At 36.1% G+C, this 18,571-nt stretch carries 14 protein-coding genes; 9 read left to right on the plus strand and 5 right to left on the minus strand.

Annotation, left to right across the window (positions count from 1 at the left end):
• Positions 1 to 247: 247 nt before the first annotated feature.
• The 5 genes from WFH39_RS18445 to WFH39_RS18465 all read left to right on the plus strand — a co-directional run bounded on the left by WFH39_RS18445 (position 248) and on the right by WFH39_RS18465 (position 5,817).
• A complete protein-coding gene (locus tag WFH39_RS18445) occupies positions 248 to 901 on the plus strand; it encodes an NAD-dependent epimerase/dehydratase family protein (RefSeq protein WP_336690952.1) in 654 nt (217 codons plus the stop codon).
• Complete coding sequence (locus tag WFH39_RS18450; RefSeq protein ID WP_157967229.1) at positions 898 to 1,050, plus strand: hypothetical protein; 153 nt, start codon at positions 898 to 900, stop codon at positions 1,048 to 1,050. Before WFH39_RS18445 ends, WFH39_RS18450 begins: the two co-directional genes overlap by 4 nt.
• A 190-nt stretch (positions 1,051 to 1,240) precedes the next feature.
• Positions 1,241 to 4,282 carry a choice-of-anchor I family protein gene (locus WFH39_RS18455; protein ID WP_336690953.1) on the plus strand — a complete coding sequence of 1,014 codons (3,042 nt, stop codon included), beginning with the start codon at positions 1,241 to 1,243 and terminating at the stop codon, positions 4,280 to 4,282.
• A gap of 91 nt (positions 4,283 to 4,373) precedes the next feature.
• Positions 4,374 to 5,204 carry an SIR2 family NAD-dependent protein deacylase gene (locus WFH39_RS18460; RefSeq protein WP_336690954.1) on the plus strand — a complete coding sequence of 277 codons (831 nt, stop codon included), beginning with the start codon at positions 4,374 to 4,376 and terminating at the stop codon, positions 5,202 to 5,204.
• A gap of 1 nt (position 5,205) precedes the next feature.
• Positions 5,206 to 5,817, plus strand: coding sequence for a hypothetical protein (locus tag WFH39_RS18465; protein WP_336690955.1), 612 nt, complete (start codon positions 5,206 to 5,208; stop codon positions 5,815 to 5,817).
• 111 nt (positions 5,818 to 5,928) lie between these two features.
• Here WFH39_RS18465 and WFH39_RS18470 read toward each other — a convergent pair whose 3' ends face one another.
• The 3 genes from WFH39_RS18470 to WFH39_RS18480 all read right to left on the minus strand — a co-directional run bounded on the left by WFH39_RS18470 (position 5,929) and on the right by WFH39_RS18480 (position 8,599).
• Positions 5,929 to 6,543, minus strand: a complete 615-nt coding sequence (locus WFH39_RS18470; RefSeq protein WP_214590582.1) for a response regulator transcription factor — start codon at positions 6,541 to 6,543, stop codon at positions 5,929 to 5,931.
• Positions 6,544 to 7,196: 653 nt separating this feature from the next.
• A complete protein-coding gene (locus tag WFH39_RS18475) occupies positions 7,197 to 7,445 on the minus strand; it encodes a NifU family protein (protein WP_214590583.1) in 249 nt (82 codons plus the stop codon).
• Positions 7,446 to 7,492: 47 nt separating this feature from the next.
• Entirely contained in the window at positions 7,493 to 8,599 is a 1,107-nt protein-coding gene (locus WFH39_RS18480) for an Mrp/NBP35 family ATP-binding protein (RefSeq protein WP_336690956.1), read from the minus strand.
• A gap of 260 nt (positions 8,600 to 8,859) precedes the next feature.
• Between WFH39_RS18480 and WFH39_RS18485 the strand changes: the two genes are divergently transcribed.
• Positions 8,860 to 11,682, plus strand: coding sequence for a GH92 family glycosyl hydrolase (locus tag WFH39_RS18485; RefSeq protein WP_336690957.1), 2,823 nt, complete (start codon positions 8,860 to 8,862; stop codon positions 11,680 to 11,682).
• 182 nt (positions 11,683 to 11,864) lie between these two features.
• On the opposite strand, the gene WFH39_RS18490 is transcribed toward WFH39_RS18485, so the two are convergent.
• Together WFH39_RS18490 and WFH39_RS18495 are read right to left on the minus strand one after the other, a co-directional pair.
• On the minus strand, positions 11,865 to 12,578 hold the full coding sequence (locus WFH39_RS18490) for a phytanoyl-CoA dioxygenase family protein (protein ID WP_336690958.1): 714 nt from the start codon (positions 12,576 to 12,578) through the stop codon (positions 11,865 to 11,867).
• A 675-nt stretch (positions 12,579 to 13,253) separates the two neighbouring features.
• The gene (locus WFH39_RS18495; RefSeq protein ID WP_336690959.1) at positions 13,254 to 14,504 is read right to left on the minus strand and encodes a dicarboxylate/amino acid:cation symporter; all 1,251 of its coding nucleotides are present in this window, start codon (positions 14,502 to 14,504) and stop codon (positions 13,254 to 13,256) included.
• Between the two features lie 224 nt (positions 14,505 to 14,728).
• On the opposite strand from WFH39_RS18495, the gene WFH39_RS18500 reads away from it, so the two are divergent.
• From WFH39_RS18500 to WFH39_RS18510, 3 genes are all read left to right on the plus strand, one after another.
• Positions 14,729 to 15,220 carry a BON domain-containing protein gene (locus WFH39_RS18500; protein ID WP_336690960.1) on the plus strand — a complete coding sequence of 164 codons (492 nt, stop codon included), beginning with the start codon at positions 14,729 to 14,731 and terminating at the stop codon, positions 15,218 to 15,220.
• Positions 15,221 to 15,227: 7 nt separating this feature from the next.
• A complete protein-coding gene (locus WFH39_RS18505) occupies positions 15,228 to 15,647 on the plus strand; it encodes an SH3 domain-containing protein (RefSeq protein ID WP_336690961.1) in 420 nt (139 codons plus the stop codon).
• An 84-nt stretch (positions 15,648 to 15,731) separates the two neighbouring features.
• A complete protein-coding gene (locus WFH39_RS18510; protein WP_336690962.1) occupies positions 15,732 to 18,422 on the plus strand; it encodes an outer membrane beta-barrel protein in 2,691 nt (896 codons plus the stop codon).
• Positions 18,423 to 18,571: the final 149 nt, after the last annotated feature.

Genomic DNA, 18,571 nt, shown 5'->3' on the forward strand with positions numbered 1-18,571 from the left:
TTTTAAATAAAATTAACCAGCCTATCTTTTAATTGGGTTGTTTTTTTTTATTTTTGTTTTCTGTTTTTTTTTTTTTTTTTGTCTGGTGGCGGGGGCGGCTCCCCCCCCCCCGAAACTATCAAACCCTTATCAACTAGGTTAAATAATACCCAAATTTCAAAAAACTAAAAAAAATTGTATAATTTTTGATACCACATAAAGTAAAAGCATTACTGAAAACGTCAACAACAGTAATAACAGTAAAGAAATGAATTCAATAAAAATAATTCTCACGGGAGCAACAGGAATGGTGGGTGAAGGCGTTTTAATGGAATGTCTAGAGAATCCGAACATTTCTGAAATTCTCAGTGTAAGCCGAAAACCGTCGGGTAAAAAACACGCCAAATTAAAAGAATATATTGTTTCAGATTTTTTAAAGATAAATCTGAATGATGAAAACTTCAAAGGATATGATGCCGTCTTTTTCTGTGCAGGAATCAGCAGTGTAGGAATGAGCGAGGAAGAATATACAAAAATTACGTATGATACGACACTGCATTTTGCAAAAGCAGTACTTCATCAGAATCCGGATATGGTGTTCAACTATGTTTCCGGAGCGCATACCGACAAAACGGAAAGCGGGAAAATAATGTGGGCAAGAGTAAAAGGCAGAACAGAAAATGCACTCAGAAAACTTGGATTCAGGGCAGCATATAATTTTCGACCGGGATTCATGAAACCCATTGAAGGTCAGGAAAATGTAAAATGGTTTTTTAAACCTTTAATTTGGATTTTTCCTGTTTTATTACCATCAAAATCATTAACTTTACAAGAAGTGGGTATCGCAATGATTAATGCTGTACTAAAAGGATATCCGACTTCGACATTAGAAATTAAGGACATTAAAAATCTGGCGATATGAAGGAAATGTTAAAAAGAATTTTTCTGGTAGCTTTTATTTTATTGGTTCTGACGGCAATTTCAGGATTTTTTTATATGCAGAAGCATCCCATGGAAGGAAATAAATTCACGGGTAAAAATCTGCGTTTTTCCGGTCAGGTCTCAAAATAAAAATATTTTTGGGAATCATCCGTTCTAAAATCGTTTCAACTGAAATCGATTTCTGTATTTCATGGCTATTATTTTTATTATTAACTTAAATTTATTCTTACCTGTTATTTATTAATCATTTTTTAAAATTTGCTTAAAATCTTTGCAAAGTAGAACGTTCATTTTTGCATAAATTTAATGTAAGTAAAAAATGATTAACAACTACCTGTTAAAAAGTTCTGTTGTCGCCGCATTCTTTCTTCAGGGAGCGGTTTTCGGGCAGACCTCTCTTATCCACTACTGGAATTTCAACAACAATGCTTCGGCAGCTTCCATCACTACCCCGACTTCCACTTTGTTGGGAGGTTCGATGACAGCCGTAATCAACGGAACTACTGATGTAGATTTCGCCAACGGAACAGGACAGAATTTCAATATCGACAATTTCAATGCGAGAAACGGAGATGTTTCAGGAACGCATTTACGTTATAATTTCCCGATCAACGGAAACCTTCAGTTCAATTTGCCAACAACAGGATACAATAATGTTGTCGTGAAATTTACGACAAGAAGATCCGGTTCCGGAGCAGGAACGCAGACGTGGAAATATTCTGTGGACGGAACAAATTTCGTTACTTTTCAGACGGTTTCTCCTTTAGATGCCAATCCGCAATTCATTACATTGGACTTTTCAGCCGTTTCCGGAGTATCTAACAATCCTAATTTTAAACTTAAAGTTGAATTCTCACAAGGTTCAGGAGGAACTGTGGGAAACAACCGTTTCGATAATTTCACCGTCGATGCAACCTCAATTAATGCAGCCGACACTACTCCACCCACCGTAACTTACCTTCCCTCAAACAACACAAACAATGCTTTAACGACTGTAAATCCTACGATTTCTTTTAATGAAAGTGTAAGATTAACAGACAATTCCGCGATCAACGATTCTAATGCACAAATGCTTGTCGATTTCCGCCTTGGAAATGCTTCAGGTTCTCAGGTTCCCTTTACAACTACGTTTTCCAGCAATAAAATTACAGTGATCCCGACTGTAGCTTTAATCCCCAACCAAACGTATTATCTGGCTTTAAAACCCAACATGGTAGAAGATACAAGTGATAATGCAGTGACGGCAGTTACTTCCACCACTTTTACCACCGCAGGAACCTCAATTTCACTGGATAAAAACTTTATTAAAGTCAGTGAAAATGCAGGAACTTTGGCATTTAAAATAAATGTTACAAATCCGTCAAATTCAACAGTGAACTTAGTGGTGAAACCTGCTCCTTTCAGCACGGCAAACAGCAGCGACTTTACACTAACGAATCAGACGATTAATCTTACTCCTTCCACAACGAGTTATACCGTAAACATCCCGATCATCGATGATTCGCTGGAAGAACAGCAGGCTGAATATTTTGTAGTAAGCCTTGAAAATCCGGTCGGAGCAACCATTTCGGGAGACAGCAATGCAACAGTTTATATTGTTGATAATGATAAACCCGCTCCGGTTCCAACTCATCAGATTTCTTTAAATTATATCGGAAGTTTTGATCCTTCGGGAACCAATACCAGTTCTACGGAAATTGTAGTTCATGATCCTGCCACACAGAGATTATTTACCATCAGTTCCATCACCGATGTTTTTGATATTATTAATTTCAGCAATCCTACTTCGCCAACCGTTGTTAATACCATTAATATGGCTCCTTACGGCGGAATTACAAGCATTGCCGTAAAAAACGGAATTATTGCTGCGGCTTCTCCGAACACCAATCCGCAGCTGAACGGTTCTGTAGTTTTCTTTGATATCAACGGAAATTTCCTGAAGCAGGTTACCGTAGGAGCTTTACCGGATATGATTACTTTTTCACCGGACGGAACAAAAGTAATGACCGCCAATGAAGGCGAGCCGAACGATGCTTATACCGTAGATCCGGAAGGAACAATCAGCATTATTGATATTTCGGGCGGAATTGCGAATCTTACGCAAAGCAATGTTACGACGCTTAATTTTAATGCTTTCGATTCTCAGGTTTCTGCATTAGCTGCAACCGGTGTAAGAAAAGTAAGAACAAACAATACGCTTTCTCAGGATTTGGAACCTGAATACATTACAATTAGCTCAGACAGTCAGAAAGCATGGGTTACGCTTCAGGAAAACAATGCAGTGGCTGAAGTTAATTTAGCCACAAAAACCATTACGGGAATTTGGGGATTGGGCAAAAAAGACATGAGCATTCCCGGAAACGGCTTTGATGCTTCCGATAACAACGGAGAGATTTTAATTGCCAACTGGCCTGTGAAAGCTTATTTTCTTCCGGATGGAGTACAGAATTATAAAGTTGGAGGAACCAATTATATTGTAACTGCCAATGAAGGAGATGAAAAAGATCTTGCAGGATTCAGTGAAAGAACTACAGTAGGCGCAAATGATTATACTTTAGATCCGGCTATTTTTCCACAGTCTTCTGTTTTAAAGGCTTCTTATAATTTAGGAAGATTCAGAGTTTCCAATGCAACAGGAAATACAGACGGAGATACAGATTTCGAGGAAATAGCAGCTTTGGGAGCGCGTTCATTCTCGATCTTCAATGCAGATACAAAACAGATCGTTTACGACAGCGGAGACCGTTTTGAGAGATATATAGCAGCCAATCATCCATTGATCTTTAATGCAGATAATGAATCCAATACTGTTAAAAGCAGAAGCCGTGCAAAAGGTCCTGAACCTGAAGGAGTTGCTTTAGGAAATATTAACGGACAAACGTACGCCTTCATTACACTGGAAAGAACCGGCGGAGTAATGGTTTATAATATTACTGATCCTAACAATCCTGCTTTTACAGATTACAAGCATTCGAGAATGACTTCTGCATACGGAGGCGATAACGGACCGGAAGGACTTATCTACATTGCTCCCGAAAATACAACGACCGGAAAAGGATATGTAATTGTTGCCAATGAAATCAGCGGTACATTATCGATGTATGAAATTGCTAATGCTCCTACTCTGGCAACCGGGGAGGTTAAATCTGAAAAAGCAACCTTCAATGTATTCCCGAATCCGGTAACAAAAGGAAATATTCTGTATTTCAACAGAGCGCAGGGCTATGAATTGTATGATATGTCCGGAAAACAGATTGGAAAAGAAAAAAATGCTTTAACAATCGACACTTCGATGCTTTCCACAGGAGTTTATCTTATAAAAACTTCCGAAGGACATCTGAAAAGAGTTATTGTAAAGTAGATTATATATTATTTAGTTGATTAAATGAGTCTCGAATTTTCGGGGCTTTTTTGTTTTAAAGAAATTCAGTAGTTTTAAACTTTGAAATACCATGAAAACGCAATTAGAAGAAATCATCCATCAGGTTTACCATAAAGAAAAACGAAATCTTTTCACTTTTTTAACGGGAGCAGGAATTTCATCCGACAGCGGAATTCCTACCTATCGCGGAACAGACGGAATCTGGGTAAAAGGAACGCAGTTTCATAAGCCGGAAGAATTCGGAACGCTGAAATATTTTAAGCAACATCCTGAAGAAGTTCTTCAATTTTCTCTTTTCAGGAAAAAAATGTTTGATAGTGCAGAACCCAATGAAAGCCATTTTCATTTAGCTGAAATTGAAAAAATGCTGCAGGACCGGTTTCATCTGATTACTCAAAATATAGATAATCTTCACCGGCGAGCAGGAAATCAGCGAATTTATGAAATTCATGGAAATAACCGTGAAATTAAATGTTCGAACGGATGTAAGGAAATTTTGAATCTTCCGGAAGAAATTAAAGGCAAAGACATCGATGAAGATCTTACAGCAAAAGATATTGAATTGCTTACCTGTTCATATTGCGGACACTGGATGCGCCCGAATATTTTGTGGTTTGATGAATATTATGATGAAAAAACCAATAAGAAATTCAGTTCTCTGAAAGTGGCAAAAAACAGCGGAGTGCTTTTCATTATCGGAACTTCCGGAGCGACAAATCTTCCGCTTGCCATTGCTGAAACCGCATTGAAATACGGAGCCTTCATTGTTGACATCAATACAGAAGACAACCATTTCACGGAACTGATTGTAAATAAAAAAAATAAGCTGATCATCCGGGAAAAGTCTACTGAGGTTTTAAAGGTGATTAAAGAGATTATTGAAAATTTATCTGAAATTTAAGATGGATAATCCGGACATTAATTTTTTAATTACAAAAGCTTTCAAAGCAAAATATAAAAGTTATTACTGGAATCATATTTCAAAATTAAGAACATATGTAAATGATGAAATGATTTCGGAATGTTTTGAAATGATAGATTCTGATGATGCAAAATTTAAACAAATCGGGATTGATATTCTATGCCAATTAGGAAATAAACGTGGAAACTTTGTTGAGCCTCTTTTTGATAAAATCTTTGAAATTTTAAGAACAACATCTGATGAAAATCTTATTTGTACATGCCTTTTTGCCGTTGGTCACAACAACCAGCATTTAAAAACAAAGCATTTCAGAACTTTAGAAAAATTTCAAAACTCAGAATCTAAAGAGATAAGGTATGCACTTACTTTCTCTTTGCTGGGAGTTGAGAATTATAAAGCAGTAAAAATGATGATAAAACTGGCACAGGACAGGAGTCTTAGAGTGAGAGACTGGGCTACTTTTGGTCTTGGAACACAAATCGAATATGATGATGAAGAAATCAGAAGTGTCTTGTATAAAAATTGTTTTTCTAAAGACCATCAGATAAGGCATGAAGCTATAAAAGGGCTTGCAAAAAGAGAAAATAAGTAAGAAACTGCTGAAATCAAACTTCGAAAGTATTCTGCATCTATTTTAGGAATTCGAAATTCAAGTCACTGTAAAATAAAAATCGCGGCGAAAGAATTTCGCCGCGACTGCTTTTTAATGCATATCGTCATAGATTCTTACGAGATCTACTACATTTTTAACCTGCAGTTTCTCAAAAATTTTCTTCTTATAGGTACTGATCGTAGACATTTTGAGATTCAGACTATTCGAAATTTCTATATTTCCGTTGCCTTCTGCGAGAAGTTTAAAAATCTGAAATTCCCTTTTTGAAAGCCGCTCCACAGAGTGAATATCCGTAGACTGCATAACGAGTTTCTTCATCATATCTACCGTGTAATAATATCCCTCTTCGAATATTGCCTTCACGCTTGCTAAGATTTCTTCTTCTGTTGCGCCTTTATTAAGATATCCCGCCGCTCCTTCTTCTATGTACTGAATTCCTACATTTTCATCGTAATTGGAAAAGATAAGAATCCTTAATTGTTTCTGTTTCTTTTTCAGTTCCTTTACCATTGCTTTGAAAATACTTTGCGGAATATCAATATCAATAATTAAAAGATCATATATCTTTTCAGAAACTTTTTCTTTTGCTTCAAGATAAGTTCCTGCGAAATCTATAGTACACTGATATTCAAGTTTAGTTTCTAAAATGAGCGAAGTTCCCATTCTTACAACATAATGACCGTCAGCAATGAGTATATTTTTCATAGTGTTAGTTTTAATAATTTCCCTTTTCGGAAAATTGCTTTCCATTCAATTTTTACAGTTTCAATACAAGTTACAGACCAATATTATTTTTTGTTATATTTTACCTGATTAAAGAGATTTACGAACATTCAATATACTGTATTATCCTGAAATTTTTCAGAACATATTATTTCCACTTTTTTACACCAACTGCTAAAAAAATATGAAACATCTAAAACATAAGAATAAAAGTATATTACAAGCATACATCCCCATATCGCATTGTAAACAATTCTGTACAAAAATAGCACATAAAATATTCATGAACACTTAGAATTATTACTATAAAAAATTTCATAATATTCTTTAAATTTTTCTTAAAAAACAGCAATATCAGGTTTAAAGACCTGTCTGAAAGCAATATATAGATAATTTCTCTATTTCATGCTGATCACATTTTTTTTGATAAATTCCAGATTCAGGGATATCTTCTAACCAAACAATGGCATTCGACATGGTAAGTAATTTAAATTACATCCGCTTCTGCCACCATTCTCGTCAGAAACTTTAAGATCTATATTAAAATAATTAGAAAATCTGTTACGGTAGGCTAAGAATAAAAAAAAGACAGACCTTAAACGATCTGTCTTATAAAATATTTATTTTTTACTCTTCTACTCTACATTTATTACCCTTTCTATTTCCGGAGCATATTGCTTAATGGTATTTTCCACGCCTAATTTTAAGGTTGAAAAATTTAAAGAACATCCGGAACAGTTTCCTAAAAGTTTTACGTAAACCAGACTGTCTTTCACATCGATGAGCTCGATATCACCACCGTCCTTATTCAGAAACGGACGGATGCTTTCCAGAGCTTCCAAAACTCTTGTTACAGTATCTTCGTGCGTTATATTTGTTTCCATATTTTTTTCAGTTCAGTTCTGTTTTTTTTCAGATTAAAAAAAAATCATTATTTTGCTTTTGGTGAGCAGCCAGCCATGGTTGTAATCTTTACCGCTTCTGTTGGCGGAAGATATTTGTTTCTTTCCACAAGGCTCTCTACCATTTTTCGGGCAGTTTCCGTATAGATTTCAGCAATTTTGGAACCTTCCTGTAAAGCTGCCGGTCTTCCGACATCTCCTGCTTCTCTGATGCTCTGGATTAAAGGAATTTCCCCTAAAACAGGAATTCCAAGATCATCTGCAAGATACTGCGCTCCCTGCTGTCCGAAGATATAATATTTGTTGTCCGGCAATTCTTCCGGTGTAAAGTACGCCATATTCTCGATTAATCCAAGAACCGGAATGTTGATGCTTTCCATCTGGAACATTGCAATACCTTTTCTTACATCTGCCAGAGCAACGTGTTGTGGTGTACTTACAATTACTGCTCCCGTCACAGGAACCTCCTGAATAATAGATAAATGAATATCTCCCGTTCCCGGAGGAAGATCAATAAGCAAAAAATCCAGTTCTCCCCAAGCTGCATCGCGGATCATCTGGTTCAATGCTTTTGAAGCCATCGGACCTCTCCAGACTACTGCCTGGTTCGCTCCTGAAAAATATCCTATCGAAAGCATTTTTACACCATAATTTTCAATAGGCTTCATCAGATTTCTTCCGTCCACTTCTACGGAAATTGGTTTTTCGCCTTCTGTATCGAACATCGTAGGAACTGAAGGACCGTAAATATCTGCATCTAACAATCCTACTTTGAAGCCCATTTTTGCTAAAGTCACTGCCATATTTGCAGAAACTGTAGATTTACCAACTCCTCCTTTTCCGGAAGCAATGGCGATAATATTCTGAATTCCCGGAATTTGCTTTCCTTTGATCTGGCTTTGCTGAATTTCGCTCGGCTCCGGAGAAACGATCTTTAATTTCAGATTAATATCTTCGCCAAACTCGCTTGCGAAAGCCTGCTTCATTGCTGCTTCAAGCTTTTTCTTTTCGTGCATTGCGGGAGAGTGAGCCGTCATGTCAATATAGACATCATTGCCCATTATCTGAAGATTATTCACCAAATCATCAACTTCTATCTCTTTAAGGAAACCCTGTACCTTTTCTTTCGTCAACATAAACTAAATAAATTGTTTACAAATTTACGTAATTTTTAGCTATTTAGAATAAGTAAAGAGACTGATAGATATTTTCTTTTGAGGAAAAAAGATTTAGCAGAAACAAGCTTATTAAAAATAAATTATTTCCCTTCATTTAATCATAAAAACGGTTTCATAAGTCCTTATTAATTCGGCGCAATGTGTATTTCCTCATTATTAATGAAATTTTGTTAGATTTGTTGAAATCTATATCAAGTAAAAATTACATCACCAAACCAATGAACTCTAAAAAATTCATCTTACTTTTTTTTCTCACTTCCCTATGTATCAAAGCCCAGAATTATTCGCAGTATGTGAATCCGTTTATAGGAACCGGCGGTCATGGTCACACCTTTCCCGGAGCTATTGTTCCGTTCGGAATGGTACAGCTTTCACCTGATACCAGAATCGACGGAAGCTGGGACGGCTGCAGCGGTTATCATTATTCAGATTCTGTGATCTACGGATTTTCTCACACTCACCTTAACGGAACCGGGGTTTCGGATTATGGTGATATTATGCTGATGCCAACGATGGGAAAACCGGGTTTAACACCTAAAGAATATTCATCCAGATTTTCTCACAAGAACGAAAAAGCAACGGCAGGATTTTATTCCGTTAAATTAGACAAACACAATATTGATGTTCGTTTAACAACAACTAAAAGAGTCGGTTACCACGAATATACCTTCAACAATGCAGGAGATGCAAATATTATTTTAGATCTGAATCACAGAGATAAACTGCTGGAAGGCGAAGTAAAAATCATTGATGATAAAACCATTGAAGTTTTCCGCAGAAGTGAAGCTTGGGCAACGAACCAGTACATTTATGCAAGAATTGAGTTTTCAAAACCGATGTTTAGATCTAAAGATCATGTTGTAAAGCCTAGCGAAAGAGGGGTTTCTATACCTGAGAAAGTTACAAAAGGTGATGAAATTCAAATAGCATTTTCTACAAAGGTCAAAAAAGGCGAAAAAATTCTTGTAAAAGTGGCGATTTCTCCTACAGGGTACGAAGGAGCGGCAAAAAATATGCTGGCTGAAGGAAAGTCTGATAATTTTAATGACATTCAAAAAAATGCTGTTGCAGACTGGAATAAAGAATTATCTAAAATCGAGGTTAAATCTTCCGACAAAAATAAACTGGCAGTTTTTTACACCGCCATGTATCACGTTTTTACACAACCGAACATCAATATGGATGTTGACGGAAAATACAGAGGGCGCGATAACAAATTCTACATGGCAAACGGATTCGATTATTATTCGGTTTTCTCACTTTGGGATACTTTTCGCGGAGCGCATCCTTTGATGACATTGATCGACAGAAAAAGAACGGCAGATTTTATCAATACCTTTATTAAACAATATGAACAGGGGGGAAAACTTCCGGTTTGGGAACTGGCTTCCAACGAAACGGAATGCATGATTGGTTACCATGCAGTTTCCGTTATTGCCGATGCGATGGCAAAAGGAATTACAGGTTTTGATTATGAAAAGGCATTTCAGGCTTCTAAAAACTCTGCTATGCTGGATATTTTTGGGTTAAATGCTTACAAACAGAACAATTTCATCAGCATTGATGATGAGCATGAAAGTGTTTCCAAAACCGTGGAATATGCTTACGACGACTGGTGTATCGCCCAAATGGCTAAAATTTTAGGCAAAAAAGAAGACTATCAGTATTTCATGAAACGTTCCCAGAACTGGAAAAATCTGTACAATCCAAAGAATGGGTTTATGCAGCCGAGAAAAAACGGAAACTGGTATGAACCTTTTGAGCCGAGAGAAGTTAATAACAATTATACAGAAGGAAATTCTTGGCATTACTCCTACTCTGTTCAGCAGGATATTCCGGGACTGATCGCGGCGCATGGCGGAAAAGAGAAATTTGAACAGTTTATTGATGGTATTTTTTCTGCACCGGACAAAACCACAGGAAGAGAACAAGTGGATATTACCGGATTAATCGGACAATATGCACAGGGAAATGAACCGAGCCACCATATCGCCTATCTTTATAATTACGTAGGAAAGCCTGAGAAAACAGATGCAAAAATTAAATTCATCCTTGATAATTATTACAAAAACACACCGGACGGACTGATCGGAAATGAAGACTGCGGACAGATGAGCGCATGGTATATTTTAAGTTCTATGGGAATTTACTCTGTAACTCCCGGTTTACCGGAATGGCAGACGACGAAGCCTTATTTTGATGAGGTTAAAATTCATCTTGAAGACGGAACAACAAGAACGATTACTCCCAATACAAAAAGAGAAGAGCTTAAAAAACTTGGTCTTGAAAACGCAAAATCATTCAAAGATTTTAAATATGATGAATTAACGGCTTCTCCCGTTATTTCTGCATCAAGAATTTTCGACCTGAATACAAAGGTTGAGATCACAGCGCTAAATCCTGATGACAAAATTTACTATATGACGCTGGATGAGGGTGATGCAAACGTAAGAAAAATGTTTACCGCTTATAAAGGTCCTTTTACTATTACTAAAACCACTCAGGTTGCGGCTTACGCGGAAAGAAATGGCGAAAAAAGCTCAATTGTAAGAGCCAATTTCAACAGAAGACCGAATAATTGGGACATTATGGTAAATTCCACTCCTACTCCGCAATACACAGCAAGCGGAAAATTATCGTTAATCGACGGAATCAACGGTGACACCAACTGGAGAAAAGGTGAATGGCTGGGTTATCAGGGACAGACTTTTGAAGCGATTATCGACATGAAATCACCTCAACAATTCACTCAGTTATCTTCAACCTATCTTCAGGACAGCCGCGCATGGATTTTAATGCCTAAAAAAGTGGAATATTATGTTTCCAACAACGGAAAAGATTTTATTTTGCTGAAAACGGTTGAAAATACTCTGGATCCGAAAGATGAAACCGTTCAGGTAAAGGATTTTTCAACAGAAGTTCTTCCTACACAGGCAAGATATGTAAAGGTAAAAGCCTATCATTTCGGGAAACTTCCGGAGTGGCATCAGGGAGCGGGCGGTGATGCTTATATTTTTGTGGATGAGATTTCTGTGAAATAATTTTTAAAATTTATTCTAAATAATAAACCTCTTTCGGCTTGAAAGAGGTTTTGTTTTTTTAATCTCGCTGATTTAGCAAATCTTGCTGATCTTTTTAATACAAACATCTGCAAAATCTGTGTAATCTGCGGGAGAAAAAAGATTTTCCGTTTCGTTCTGAATAAAAACTTTGTAGTTAAAAATTAATTCATTCTTTCCGACCAGTTTAGTTCTGCGGGCAATTCCATATCAGAAAATTCAATATGGATCACTCTTCTTTTTCTGCCGTTTGTTGTTCGGTTGGAACCGTGAAGAAGTAATGGTTTCATAATCATAATTCCACATTTTTCGACATTGCAGATGGTTTCAGTTTCTGCGTTCCAATCGATGGTTTCCGGTCTGTAAATTCCTTTGGCGTGGGATTTAGGTATCACTTTGAGTGCTCCATTGTTTTCATTCGTTTCATCCAGATGAATTCTTATGGTGAAAATATTTTCCAAAATATTCAAAGGAGGCTGAACCGCAAACTGATTCTGTTTCGTTGTCCATGATCCGAAATTTTCCAATTCCAGCTTTTTATCAACCGAAATCGTTAAATCCTGATGATACGCAACATACCAGTTTGATTTTTCAGGTTTATCAAAATAAATACTTTTTACCACAAAATATTTTTCGCCGAAAATTTCTTTGATGATTGTTTTTAAATTTTCATTAAAAATCAAATTTTTCACTTCCGGGATTTCCTTTAAAAACTGTCGGATAGCAAAAAGATCCTCTGATTTTCTGAAAGTTTCTTTAGAAGTATCTATATTTTGGATAACTTCACTGATCTTTCCAATTTCTTCATCGGAAAAAATCTGATCGATAACGGTAAAGCCGTTTTCTGTAATTGAGTTTTTATGATGTTGTAAATTCATTTGATTGTTTTGAATCTTATTTAACACAAAGATCGCAAAGATTATGTTTAAAAGGATTGAAAATATTCTTCGTTCGCTAAGGCGTTTCACTCAGCAAATGATAAAAGTATCATTCTAGTTTTTATTATTGCTAATTTTTGAATTAAATTTCTTTAAATGGAGCTGTCATTCTGATCGAAGCGCAACGGAGGGAAGAATATTTTTATAAACGCTAAGATCGCGAAGTTTTTATTTAAAATGATTGAAAATACTTTTCGTTCGCTAAGGCGTTTCACTCAGCAAATGATAGCAGTGTAATTCTAATTTTTCTCATTGCTAATTTTTGAATTAAATTTCTTTAAATGGAGCTGTCATTCTGATTGAAGTACAGCGGAGTGAAGAATCTTTTTTATAAACGCTAAGATTGCAAAGATTATATTTAAAAGGATTGAAAATATTTTTCATTCGCAATGGCGTTTCACTCAGCAAATGATAGCAATGGTTACGTGATTATAAGTCGTGGTCAAAAATAAATGGTCAATAATGAAAATTAAGAATTCACTATTGACCACTCACAGCCTAGCTTGATTTTTTATAAGATATAAATCGTCAATGGTGAATTCGTTTTGCTTGTAAACTTTCTCTTTAATAATTCACATTTCACAAACGAAGTGAAATTGACTTTTCACCTATTAATTAAAGATTTCCCCCATGATTTTCCAATTGTCCTTCCCACTTAGAAACCGCTGAGGTTGCCAAAGCATTTCCGAGAACGTTGGTCATACTTCTTCCCATATCGCAGAAATGGTCGATTGGCAGAATTAAAGCAATTCCTTCCGGCGGAATACCGAACATGGAACAGGTTGCCACAATAATTACCAAAGAAGCTCTCGGAACTCCCGCGATTCCTTTTGAAGTTAACATCAATACCAGAAGCATTGTAATCTGCTGTCCTAACGTCATTTCAATTCCGTAGATCTGAGCGATGAAAATTGATGCAAATGTCATATACATCATACTTCCGTCCAGATTAAAAGAGTATCCTAAAGGTAAAATAAATGATACCACTCTGTTGTTACAGCCAAATCTCTCTAGTTCTTCTACCAGTTTCGGGAAAACGGCTTCTGAACTCGTCGTGGAGAAAGCAATCAGCAATGGTTCTTTTATTCTTTTTAACAACTCGAAAAGACGGTTGCCTAAAATTAAATATCCTACCAGTAAAAGCACGAGCCAAAGTACGCCTAAAGCGAAGAAAAAATCTCTTAAATAAATGGCATAGACTTTAAAAATCTCGAAACCATTGGTCGCGACTACCGCAGCAATAGCGCCTAAAACTCCAAGCGGTGCAAACCACATGATGTATCCTACCATTTTCAGGATTCCGTGTGCTATAATGTCGAATAGTTTGATAACAGGCTGAGAATATTCTTCACCTAAATTGGCAAGAGCAATTCCGAACATGATGGAAAATACCACGATCTGTAATACTTCATTGGTTGCAAAAGCTTCAAAAATACTTTTAGGAATAATATGCTTTACAAAATCTTCCATAGAAAAACCTTTGCTCGTTTTCAATAATTCTTCTGCGGAGGCAGCATCCTGAATCGGAAGTTTGGTTACGTGTCCCGGTTCAAGCCAGTTTACGAGCATTAATCCAATGAATAGTGAAATTAATGAAGCAGAAATAAACCACAGCATCGCTTTTGTCCCTACTCTTCCGATCATTTTAATATCGCTCATTTTGGCAATTCCTACAACAAGAGTTGTGAAAACCAACGGAGCAATAATCATCTGAACGAGACGGATGAACACCGTTCCCAGAAGTTTTATATTTTTAGAAAAAGATTCTGCACTTTCCGGATATTGTGTGTGTACAAGTCCGCCGATTCCCACACCGATCACGAGTGCAATAATAATTGCTATAAAAAGTTTATTCTGTCCTTTCATATATATGTTTCAAGATTCGCAAATATAATATTTTTACAATTGGCAGAAAGATTTCATTTCCTCCACAAACAATATTATGTTAAATCAAACACGATTTAAAATTAATTATCTGATTAGTAAAATATTGTAGAAAAATTTACAAAAATTTATTTGAATTTTATCCTTTTGGTACAAATTTTATTATTACATTTACTTGTATTAACAACATAAAAAAATATACAACTATGAAAAAAACGATCGCAATGGCTGCATTAGCTATAGCTGTATCTTTCGGAGCTGTTTCTTGTAAAAAGAAAGTTTCTGATGCCGATCTTCAAACGCAGGCTACTACGGTAGTAACAGCAAATCCTAGTGCTTCTGTAGAGGTGAAGGACGGAGTTGCACACCTGAGCGGGACTTTCGAAACTCAGGAGGCAAAAGATGCAATGATTAAGCAACTGAAAGCCATTACCGGTGTTAAAGAAGTAATGGATATGGCGACTGTAGCTCCTGCTACACCTGCTGTAGCTCCTGTGGAAACTAAAAGCGCGGTAGATCCGATGGTACAGCAAAAAGTACAGGATGCCGTAAAAGATATTCCGGGAGTAAAAGTAGAAGTAGTAAACGGTGAACTTACTCTTACAGGAAGCGTATCTTCTGCTGATGCAAGAAAAGTAAAAGAATCTGTTGATGCTTTGAAAGTGGGTAAAGTAAATTATAAGTATACTGTAAAATAATCCGGAGATGAGTACATTACAAGATAAATATTCAAGTGTAGTTTCTGCAGCTCAGTCTGCAGGGATTTCTAATCTTCAGGTTCAGGAACAGGACGGAATTCTTTACGTTTCAGGAAGTGCTTCCAACACAGCAGCGAAAGATGCGGTTTGGAATGCTTTAGGAGCAATTGATTCTACGTATTCTGCTTCAGACATCAATATTGATGTACAGGTTTCAGGTTTGGCGGCAGGTGCAGCTCTTACGGTTGCAACGGACGAATCTAATCTTAACATCAGACAGGAACCTTCTACGGATGCTGCTGTTGTAGGTAAAGCGTCAAAAGGTTCTTCCGTAACTTTGGTTGAGCAGACATCAGACGACTGGTGGAAAGTAAAAACTGAAGACGGACAGGAAGGTTATGCTTACTCAAGATATTTGAGAGCTTAATTGTAAAGATTTAACAATATTTAAAATAGGAACATCCCTTTTAGGGGATGTTTTTTTATATTTTAGCGCGTTCAAAAACATTCAATGAAGAAAATCTTATGGTTGCTGCTTTTTTTGTTTAGCTTTCTTATGCTGAATGGACAAAAGTACGTCATTAAAGGAAAAATTACAGATTTTGGGAAAAGACCTGTGGAGAATGCAACCATTTATCTTTTAAAACAGAAAGACTCTTCGTTAGTCGATTATACAGCTTCTAACAGGGAAGGTCTGTTTGCAATAAAAACCAAAGAACTTAATGAACCTACAATTCTACAGATTGATGCTGAAAAGTTAATTTCTTACTCCACAAAATTCGATACCATCGACAAATCTATTGATCTGGGAGACATCCAGTTGGATAAAAACCAGATTTCGGATATTGAAGAGGTAAAAATTACCGTTTCGCCGATTAAAATAAAAAAAGACACAATTGAATATAAAGCAAATGCCATCAAAGTACGTCCCAACAGCAATATTGAAGAGTTATTAAAAAATATTGACGGTGTGGAGATCGACAACGACGGAAAAATTACCGTCAATGGAAAAGAAGTCGACCAGATCATGGTGAACGGAAAGCCTTTTTTCGATAAAGACGGAAAAATTACGTTAAAAAATCTTCCCGCCGATATTATTAAAAACATACAGTTTACCACCACCAAAACCAAAGAAGAGGAACTTACCGGAAAAACGCCTAAATCGCAGAATAAAACCATTAATTTCAATATTGATGAGAAGAAAAACAAAGGCTGGATTTCGAGAATTTCTGCAGGTTACGGCTCAGATAAACGGTATGACGAAAAAGGACTGATTAATTATTTTAAAGATAAGACCAAGATCAGTTTGCTGGGTTATGCCAATAATATCAATTCGCAGGGTGTTTCTATGGATGATGACAATGGTAAAAACTCAAAGCTGGGAATTCAGAAATCTTCGATGATCGGGGTGAATTACAGTGATAAACTGGGTAAAGAAGTCGAAATTGAGGAACTGGGAATCAAACGAAATACGACCAATCTTGAAACAGCTTCAAAAGTTTCTAAAACCACTTTTCTTCCCGATTCCAATTTAAAAACAGACTCAGAAAACCGCGCCGAAAATGACAGAGAGCAATACACACTTAATTCTACTTTGAAAATAAAGCCGGATACAATCAGTACCATTTCTTTTTCGCCGTCGTTTTCTTTTACAAAATCAAATAATTTCAGAACGGGAAATTCAGCGACTTTTAAGAATGATGAACTTTTAAATAAAAGTCAGTCTTCTACCGTAACGGATTCTGAAAACAACAGTTTCTCGCCTAATCTTCATTACGCAAGAAAATTCAGAAAGAAAAACAGAAGCTTTTATGCCGATTTAATTACTTCGATTCAGCAGAATAAAAACAATAACCTCATCAATTCCGGTACTTTATTTTTTGAAAACGGAGTGGAAAATGTTGCGAAAAGAGATGTAAGAAATCAGCTGAGCCAAAGTAAAAATCAGAATAACAATTATTCATTTAATACAAAATATACGGAACCTGTTTCGGATTCTGCAAGTGTGACGATGAGTATGGAGTATAATTCGAGAAATTCTGTGAATGAAAGAATTGTTAATGATTTTGATACCGCTACCGGAAAATATACGGTGTACAATCTGGCTTTATCCAACAGCTCGGATGAAAAAAACAATCAGCTTTCGCCGGAGATCAGTTTTAATTTAGATAAAAAAATGCTGAAAATGTGGACTTCTTTAGGTTTAAATCTTACGGATCTGAACTATCATTCCACTTTCAACGGACAAAATTATGAGCTTCAGCGAAATTTTGCGCTTCCGAGATATAATTTCGGACTGCTTTACAATTTTAGCCAGACTTCTAATGTAAGCATCAATAATTCATCCTATTCCACTCTTCCCTCTTCTGCAAACCTGATTCCGTATTTGGATGAATCCAATCCTCTGGTAACGTACAAAGGAAATCCTGATTTGAAAAACTCATGGACAAATTCTACGAATGTTTATTTCAACAATTATAATATTCAGAAAAATTTAAACTATTATTTCAATTTCAGTTTTGTGTACAATAACAACAACACAACCAATTATTCATATTACGATGATTCAGGAAAGCAGTTTGTGACTTACGCGAACATCAGCGGAAATAAAAGCGTCAATTTCATTGCAGGTTTAGGAAAAACGTATAAATGGGAAGATCATAAACTGAATGTAAGACCAAGATCAGGATTTAGTTACAGTTTTAACAGAGGTTTTATCAACGGACAGCAATTCACAGGAAACTCTTACAATTTCAGCCCGGGAATTAATCTTACCTATGAAAAGAAGGACAAAATTACAGTAAAACCATCTTACAGCGTCAATTATAATTTTTCAGGATATAAAAATTACAGCATTGAAAGCATTAAAAATACGTCCCAGAATTTCAGTCTGGAGCTCACGAATTATTTTTTTAAAACCAATCTGGTCTTTGAAAATGATTTTGAATACAACACGAGTTCGAATATCGCACCAGGCTTCAAGAGAGATTTTTATTTTTTAAATTCAAGTGTGAGCTATACTTTTTTTAAAAAACAGCTTACTGCTCGCGTAAAAGTATATGATGTTCTCAACCAGAACCAAAGTGTTACCAGAACGATTTCCGCTTCAGGCGTTGAAGACAGAGAAGATTTGATTTTGAAAAGGTATGTAATGTTTTCTCTGGTGATGAAACTGAATAAATTTGGAGGGAAGAAGAAATAATTTTATTTGATTTTTTTTTAACTTATATAATCTTTTTTTGATTGTCCGTTTATTAACCTAAAGCTTCGACAGGCTCAGCTTGACATCGCTAGAAATCAAGCGTTTATTATTAGAGGTGTCACACTGAGCTTGTCGAAGTGCCTGTTATA

This window comes from Chryseobacterium sp. MMO-72, from assembly GCF_037146035.1.
GTDB lineage: Bacteria > Bacteroidota > Bacteroidia > Flavobacteriales > Weeksellaceae > Chryseobacterium > Chryseobacterium indicum.

Excerpts from the sequence above, each read along its gene's own strand:
- WFH39_RS18445 (WP_336690952.1), top strand. The coding sequence starts at position 248 with ATGAATTCAATAAAAATAATTCTCACGGGAGCAACAGGAATGGTGGGT.
- WFH39_RS18450 (WP_157967229.1), top strand. The coding sequence starts at position 898 with ATGAAGGAAATGTTAAAAAGAATTTTTCTGGTAGCTTTTATTTTATTG.
- WFH39_RS18455 (WP_336690953.1), top strand. The coding sequence starts at position 1,241 with ATGATTAACAACTACCTGTTAAAAAGTTCTGTTGTCGCCGCATTCTTT.
- WFH39_RS18460 (WP_336690954.1), top strand. The coding sequence starts at position 4,374 with ATGAAAACGCAATTAGAAGAAATCATCCATCAGGTTTACCATAAAGAA.
- WFH39_RS18465 (WP_336690955.1), top strand. The coding sequence starts at position 5,206 with ATGGATAATCCGGACATTAATTTTTTAATTACAAAAGCTTTCAAAGCA.
- WFH39_RS18470 (WP_214590582.1), bottom strand. The coding sequence starts at position 6,543 with ATGAAAAATATACTCATTGCTGACGGTCATTATGTTGTAAGAATGGGA.
- WFH39_RS18475 (WP_214590583.1), bottom strand. The coding sequence starts at position 7,445 with ATGGAAACAAATATAACGCACGAAGATACTGTAACAAGAGTTTTGGAA.
- WFH39_RS18480 (WP_336690956.1), bottom strand. The coding sequence starts at position 8,599 with ATGTTGACGAAAGAAAAGGTACAGGGTTTCCTTAAAGAGATAGAAGTT.
- WFH39_RS18485 (WP_336690957.1), top strand. The coding sequence starts at position 8,860 with ATGAACTCTAAAAAATTCATCTTACTTTTTTTTCTCACTTCCCTATGT.
- WFH39_RS18490 (WP_336690958.1), bottom strand. The coding sequence starts at position 12,578 with ATGAATTTACAACATCATAAAAACTCAATTACAGAAAACGGCTTTACC.
- WFH39_RS18495 (WP_336690959.1), bottom strand. The coding sequence starts at position 14,504 with ATGAAAGGACAGAATAAACTTTTTATAGCAATTATTATTGCACTCGTG.
- WFH39_RS18500 (WP_336690960.1), top strand. The coding sequence starts at position 14,729 with ATGAAAAAAACGATCGCAATGGCTGCATTAGCTATAGCTGTATCTTTC.
- WFH39_RS18505 (WP_336690961.1), top strand. The coding sequence starts at position 15,228 with ATGAGTACATTACAAGATAAATATTCAAGTGTAGTTTCTGCAGCTCAG.
- WFH39_RS18510 (WP_336690962.1), top strand. The coding sequence starts at position 15,732 with ATGAAGAAAATCTTATGGTTGCTGCTTTTTTTGTTTAGCTTTCTTATG.